Here is a 6,462-nt window from a genome sequence, read left to right as displayed (position 1 = left end):
CTGTCACGCAGGGGGTCGCGGGTTCGAGTCCCGTCCGTTCCGCCACTTATTAAAAGCCCTGAGCATTTGCTCAGGGCTTTTTCTTTGCCTGTCGCTTTATTATTGCTTTTTTAGCAAAAATCCTCTGCGTTTAGCGCTCTTTTTCTCAATCCTCTCGTTGGCCATAATTACCCTCGTTAACCGATATGAATGAATAAAGAGGAAAATCATGACAATCCCTGCATTTGGTCTTGGGACCTTCCGTCTGAAAGATGACGTGGTTATTGCATCTGTAAAAACGGCGCTTGAGCTGGGCTATCGCACCATTGATACCGCGCAAATCTATGATAATGAAGCTGCTGTGGGTCAGGCTATTGCTGAAAGCGGCGTTGCGCGCGATGAACTGTTCATCACCACCAAGATCTGGATTGAAAATCTCAGCAAAGACAAGCTGATCGCCAGCCTGAAAGAGAGCCTGCTGAAGCTGCGAACTGACTATGTCGACCTGACGTTAATCCACTGGCCGTCGCCAAACGATGCCGTTGCCGTCGAAGAGTTTATGGCCGCGCTGCTGGAAGCGAAAAAGCAGGGGTTGACCCGTCAGATTGGTATTTCTAACTTCACCATTCCGCTGATGGAGCGGGCAATTGCCGCCGTTGGCGCAGAGAATATCGCGACCAACCAGGTTGAACTCTCTCCGTACCTGCAGAATCGTAAAGTGGTTGATTGGGCGCGTGAACACGGTATTCATATCACCTCTTACATGACGCTGGCCTACGGTAAGGCGCTGAAAGATGAAGTGATTGCACGTATTGCGACGAAACATAATGCCACGCCGGCACAGGTTATCCTGGCCTGGGCAATGGGCGAAGGTTATGCGGTAATTCCGTCTTCGACGCGGCGCGAAAACCTGGCAAGCAACCTTAAAGCTCAGGATCTACAGCTTGATGAAGACGATCGCCAGGCGATCGCCGCCCTGGACTGCAACGATCGTCTGGTTAGCCCGGACGGTCTGGCGCCTGAATGGGACTAATCTAATCCCCCTCTGTACTCTACAACCCTCTTACAGCTCCTTCGGGAGCTGTTTTACATGTTCGCTAAGAAAGTCGATAAAGGCTCTGATCCGCGTGCTTACGGCTCTGTCGCTGTAGTAAACCGCGCTAAACGGCATTTCAACCGGCAGCCGTTTATCAGCCAGCAGTTCGACAAACGCCCCTTCAGCAATTTCCTTATCCACCATATAGTCCGACAGACAGGCGATTCCGTTACCGGCCAGGCACAGCTGCTTGAGCGTTTCTCCGCTATTGGAAGATATCTCGCTTTCGATTTCCAGCAGCTGGCCATCGCAGCAGGAGACTGGCCAGGTATTCAATGAAACAGGTTCGCTAAAACCGAGGCATTGATGATTTTTTAGCTCAGCGACGCTTTGCGGCGTGCCATGGCGAGCAAGATAGTCCGGTGAAGCGATTATTTTGCGGTAGCTATTAAACAATGGCCTGGCGCGCAGGCTGGAATCGGTCAGCGTGCCGGCGCGGATCGCGACGTCAACTTTCCGCTCAATCAGATTGATAAAGGTTTCGGACGAGACCAGCGTAAGGCTCATCTCTGGATAACGCTCGCGGAAGGGTTTTATCAACGGCATCAGAAAATGCAGTATCACCGGCGTCGCGGCATCAACCCGTAATAGTCCTCTTGGCGTCGTACGACTCTCCAGAAGTTCATTTTCGGCAGCGGCCATCTCCTGAAGCACAACCTGCATGCGACGGAAATAACGTTCTCCTTCTTCGGTCAGGCTTAGCTGACGGGTCGTACGGTTAAGCAGGCTCACGCCGAGCTTTGATTCCAGCTTTTTCACCGCCCGGCTGACGGCGGAATTGGCCTGACCTAGCTGTTCCGCTGCGCGGCTAAAGCTGCCGCTCTCGACCACGGCGACAAAAATGGCGATTTCTTCTGAGGTAGCTCTCATTATTGCACCTGTGGCAAAATTCTATTGATACTTTGGCTATTTTTGTTATTAAAGCATCTCTTCATACTACGTGTCATCTTAATCATGTTGATACGGAGTACATTATGCCGCTGGCGCTACTTGCCTTAACTATCGGTGCCTTTGCTATTGGCACGACCGAATTTGTCATTGTGGGCCTGGTGCCCACCATTGCAGAACAACTCGCTATTTCGCTACCCTCAGCGGGGCTGTTGGTTTCTATCTACGCGCTCGGCGTGGCGATTGGCGCCCCGGTGCTCACCGCGCTGACCGGGCGTATGCCGCGTAAGCAACTGCTGCTGGCGTTAATGGCGCTGTTTACCGCCGGTAACCTGCTGGCCTGGCAGGCGCCGGGTTATGAAACTCTGGTTCTGGCACGCCTGCTGACGGGACTGGCGCACGGGGTATTCTTTTCGATCGGATCGACAATTGCGACCAGCCTGGTCCCGAAAGAGAAAGCGGCTTCGGCGATTGCGATTATGTTTGGCGGTCTGACCGTTGCGCTGGTGACCGGCGTACCATTGGGCACCTTTATCGGCCAACACTTTGGCTGGCGCGAGACGTTCCTTGCCGTGTCGATCCTTGGCGTAATCGCGTTAATGAGCAGCCTTATCCTGGTGCCGAATAACATTCCCGGTCGTGTCAGCGCCGGTTTACGCGCCCAGCTCCAGGTTCTGACTCATCCCCGTTTACTGATAATCTATGCCATTACGGCTTTGGGATATGGCGGCGTATTCACCGCTTTTACCTTCCTGGCGCCGATGATGCAGGATCTTGCCGGATTTAGCCCGGCGGCCGTTAGCTGGATCCTCCTGGGCTACGGTGTTTCTGTAGCGGTGGGCAACGTATGGGGCGGAAAGCTGGCGGATAAGCATGGCGCCGTGCCCGCGCTGAAGCTGATTTTTGCCGCCCTGGTTGCTTTACTGCTGATCTTTCAGTTTACGGCCAGCATTCAGTATGCGGCGCTGGCGACGGTACTGGTGATGGGCATCTTCGCATTCGGTAACGTTCCGGGTCTGCAGGTATACGTTGTGCAGAAAGCGGAGCAGTATACTCCAGGCGCGGTTGACGTTGCCTCAGGCCTGAATATTGCCGCCTTTAACATCGGGATTGCCTTAGGATCGGTGATTGGTGGGCAGACGGTAGAACATTATGGTCTGGATCAGACGCCCTGGATTGGCGCGCTGATAGTTCTGGTCGCGCTGTTGCTGGTGGTTCTTAGCGGCCGGCTCGATAAGCCTCAGCGCTGTGCTACGGTTCTTTCCGTAGAAGGATAAAGGTTTCTGGCAAATTGCATTGAAAGTGTATACAAAAATCCCTATAACAGAAGGACCAGCTGCAGTCTCGGGCTGGTTTCCTGTTATCGAGGTTTGATGCCTAAATTGCGAAAGAATACCTATGCCATGCGCTACGTCGCCGGACAACCCGCGGAGAGAATCTTACCTCCGGGGTCGTTTGCTGGCATGACTCCGGCTTTTCCGGCCGGGGTACCGTTAAGTTCGGATGAGAAAATCCGCGTGCTGGTGTGGAACATCTTTAAACAGCAGCGCGCAGAGTGGAAATCCGTGCTTAATAATTTCGGTAAAGATGCGCACCTGGTGTTATTACAGGAAGCGCAAACCACGCCTGAGTTAGTGAAATTCGCCACCTCCAATTATCTGGCCGCTGACCAGGTTCCGGCACTGGTGCTTCCGCAGCATCCTTCCGGCGTGATGACGTTAGCTTCCGCCCACCCCATTTACTGCTGCCCACTGCGCGAGCGCGAGCCTATCCTGCGGCTGGCAAAGTCAGCGTTGGTCACCGTTTACCCGTTACCGGATACCCGGCTGCTGATGGTGGTAAATATCCACGCGGTCAACTTTAGTCTTGGCGTGGATGTCTACAGCAAGCAGCTGCTGCCGATTGGCGACCAGATTGCCCATCACAGCGGGCCGGTGATAATGGCGGGTGACTTTAACGCCTGGAGTCGTCCGCGAATGAACGCTTTGTATCGCTTTGCGCGTGAAATGTCGCTGCGCGAAGTCCGCTTCTCTGACGATCAGCGCCGCCGTACTTTTGGCCGCCCGCTTGATTTTGTGTTCTACCGGGGGTTAAGCGTGCACGATGCTTCCGTGCTGGTGACCCGCGCGTCCGACCACAACCCGCTACTAGTTGAATTCAGTCCCGGCAAGCCTGATTAATTAAGGTATGTCAGGCCTGCCATGGGGCAGGCCTGCGTATGCATGGTGCTGCCTTTATTACTCAAAAAACCGAAGGACAATGCAATGACAACACGCTCTCATCATGACAACGTCGAAAAACAGTTTGGCTCACAGGCCAGCGCCTACCTGAGCAGTGCCGTACACGCTTCAGGGCGCGATCTGCAGCGACTGGCCGAACGGCTGGCGGACTTCCCTCAGGCCCACGTGCTGGATATGGGATGCGGTGCCGGACACGCCAGCTTTGCGGCGGCAGGGCAGGTTGCCCAGGTAACGGCATATGATTTATCCAGCCAGATGCTGGAGGTGGTGGCTCAGGCCGCAAGGGATAAAGGTTTTGCTAATATTGCCACGCAGCAGGGCTATGCCGAATCTTTGCCTTTCGCTGATGCCAGCTTTGATGTCGCGATCAGCCGTTATTCTGCGCATCACTGGCATGATGTTGGCCAGGCATTGCGTGAAGTGAAGCGGGTGCTGAAACCGGGCGGAGTGATGATTATTATGGATGTGATGTCGCCCGGCCATCCTGTTCGCGACGTCTGGCTGCAGACGGTTGAGGCGCTGCGCGATACCTCCCATGTTCGCAACTACTCCAGCGGCGAATGGCTGACAATGGCGAGTGAGGCCGGTTTGGTGATAAATCATCTGCTGACCGATCGCCTGCCTCTGGAGTTCAGCTCCTGGGTCGCGCGGATGCGGACGCCAGCGGCGCTGACGGAAGCGATTCGTTTATACCAGGAGAGCGCATCGGCGGAGGTCAAAGCCTATTTTGCATTGCAGCAGGATGGTTCTTTCACCAGCGATACGATTATGTTTGAGGCCCATAAGGCCATCTAACGCAGAGATAAAACAAAAGGCACCGCATGGGTGCCTTTTTTAATGCCTGCTGAATCATCAGGATTCCGGTCTGTCGCTGTTTTTCACAAACAGCGTCAGCTGATCGCCAGGTTTCAGGTTGCCGGTATCGCTGTTCCAGCGCATCACATCGCGAATGTTCACGCCATGGCGTTTCGCAATGCTCGACAAAGAGTCGCCCTTACGCACGCGATAGGTAATGCTATCGCTATTGTTTGCCAGACGTTCAGCGCTGCTGCCTGCGCCAATCACCAGATTCTGACCGACCTTCAGGTTAGAACCGCGAATACCGTTCCACTGCTGCAGATCTTTCGTTGATACGCCGAGACGCGATGCAATGCCGGAGATGGTGTCACCGGAGCGCACCTGGTAGCTGCGGCTGGTCAACGGCTTGTTATCAGCCAGCAGCGTCGGCTGCACGGCGGCAATATCACCGGAGGCCAAAGACTCACGCAGCTGCGCCGCATGCTTCTGCGGTACCAGTACGTAATTCGGCCCGTTCGCGCCCAGAGTCGACCCCTTAACGCCTGCATTGAACGTTTTCAGCTTGCTGACGGGCATTCCTGCCATATCCGCTAGCTGTGAAATCTCAACCGGACTGTCGAGACGTACACGCGCCAGGGCACGGCTTTCGTCTGCTGTTGGCAACCTTACGCCATACCGCTTGCTGTTCTTGAGAATATCGCTCAGGGCCAGCATTTTTGGTACGTATATTTTGGTTTCCTGTGGTAATGACAGCGACCAGAAATCGGTGGGTTTACCCCGTGATTTGTTCGCTTTGATAGCCTTCATTACCCGACCTTCGCCGCTGTTATAGGCAGCGACGGTTAACAACCAGTCGCCGTCGAACATTTTGTTCAGACGTTGCATCATGTTTAACGCTGCCGTGGTTGAGGCAACGATGTCACGACGCGCATCGTAACTGCGGGTCTGTTTCAAACCATAATTGCGCCCGGTGCTCGGAATGATCTGCCAAATGCCTGCGGCATTGGCGCCAGACGTTGCGTGCGGGTCAAAAGCGCTCTCCACTATGGGTAGTAATACCAGTTCCATTGGCATGTTACGTTTCTTAACTTGCCCGGCTATCCAGTACATATACGGCTCTGCCCGTAAAGTTACATCGTGGAGATAGCTCTTATTTCTTAAGTACTTCTGTTTTTGTTCGCGAATCCGGACGTTTTCCGGAATTCCCATCTTTAGCTCGTCGCCTATTGAAGTCCACAGATCCTGGTCTTGCGCGTAGAAGGTTCCATCATCTAACCAGCGCGCTCGACTTGTGAACTTGCTTGCTTCCCCTTGACTCGCTGCAGAAAGGCTCTGTGCGTGCTGTTGTACGGTGCCATCGTTCTTAGACGCCTGGCACCCCACCAGCAGGACAGAGGCGAGTAAAATCGCTCGTGCCTTCATGTGTGTGTCAATAGTTGCTTAAAAGACGAGCAAGGATAA

General features: G+C 54.1%; 6 protein-coding genes. 4 read left to right on the top strand and 2 right to left on the bottom strand.

Annotation, left to right across the window (positions count from 1 at the left end):
* Nucleotides 1–208: 208 nt before the first annotated feature.
* Nucleotides 209–1,012, top strand: a complete 804-nt coding sequence (dkgB, locus tag ABLU96_RS06050) for a 2,5-didehydrogluconate reductase DkgB (RefSeq protein ID WP_014837458.1) — start codon at nucleotides 209–211, stop codon at nucleotides 1,010–1,012.
* Between the two features lie 30 nt (nucleotides 1,013–1,042).
* Here the strand turns inward: dkgB and yafC are convergent, their stop codons facing one another.
* Nucleotides 1,043–1,945, bottom strand: coding sequence for a DNA-binding transcriptional regulator YafC (yafC, locus tag ABLU96_RS06045; protein WP_004847906.1), 903 nt, complete (start codon nucleotides 1,943–1,945; stop codon nucleotides 1,043–1,045).
* 104 nt (nucleotides 1,946–2,049) lie between these two features.
* On the opposite strand from yafC, the gene ABLU96_RS06040 reads away from it, so the two are divergent.
* The 3 genes from ABLU96_RS06040 to ABLU96_RS06030 all read left to right on the top strand — a co-directional run bounded on the left by ABLU96_RS06040 (nucleotide 2,050) and on the right by ABLU96_RS06030 (nucleotide 4,998).
* Entirely contained in the window at nucleotides 2,050–3,240 is a 1,191-nt protein-coding gene (locus tag ABLU96_RS06040; protein ID WP_014228021.1) for an MFS transporter, read from the top strand.
* Between the two features lie 105 nt (nucleotides 3,241–3,345).
* Nucleotides 3,346–4,143 carry an endonuclease/exonuclease/phosphatase family protein gene (locus ABLU96_RS06035; RefSeq protein WP_025108464.1) on the top strand — a complete coding sequence of 266 codons (798 nt, stop codon included), beginning with the start codon at nucleotides 3,346–3,348 and terminating at the stop codon, nucleotides 4,141–4,143.
* A gap of 84 nt (nucleotides 4,144–4,227) precedes the next feature.
* Nucleotides 4,228–4,998 (top strand): class I SAM-dependent methyltransferase, encoded by a 771-nt coding sequence (locus ABLU96_RS06030; RefSeq protein ID WP_042933993.1) that lies wholly within the window; start codon nucleotides 4,228–4,230, stop codon nucleotides 4,996–4,998.
* 57 nt (nucleotides 4,999–5,055) lie between these two features.
* On the opposite strand, the gene mltD is transcribed toward ABLU96_RS06030, so the two are convergent.
* Nucleotides 5,056–6,423 (bottom strand): murein transglycosylase D, encoded by a 1,368-nt coding sequence (gene mltD, locus ABLU96_RS06025; protein WP_004129156.1) that lies wholly within the window; start codon nucleotides 6,421–6,423, stop codon nucleotides 5,056–5,058.
* Between the last annotated feature and the right edge of the window lie 39 nt (nucleotides 6,424–6,462).

The sequence above is a fragment of the Klebsiella sp. CN_Kp106 genome (genome assembly GCF_040064575.1).
Classification (GTDB): domain Bacteria; phylum Pseudomonadota; class Gammaproteobacteria; order Enterobacterales; family Enterobacteriaceae; genus Klebsiella; species Klebsiella michiganensis.
This window is presented reverse-complemented; position numbering and strand designations above follow the sequence as displayed.

Bases quoted from the DNA above. Each gene is read 5' to 3' on its own strand.
- yafC (WP_004847906.1), bottom strand. From the start codon at position 1,945: ATGAGAGCTACCTCAGAAGAAATCGCCATTTTTGTCGCCGTGGTCGAG.
- mltD (WP_004129156.1), bottom strand. From the start codon at position 6,423: ATGAAGGCACGAGCGATTTTACTCGCCTCTGTCCTGCTGGTGGGGTGC.
- dkgB (WP_014837458.1), top strand. From the start codon at position 209: ATGACAATCCCTGCATTTGGTCTTGGGACCTTCCGTCTGAAAGATGAC.
- ABLU96_RS06030 (WP_042933993.1), top strand. From the start codon at position 4,228: ATGACAACACGCTCTCATCATGACAACGTCGAAAAACAGTTTGGCTCA.
- ABLU96_RS06040 (WP_014228021.1), top strand. From the start codon at position 2,050: ATGCCGCTGGCGCTACTTGCCTTAACTATCGGTGCCTTTGCTATTGGC.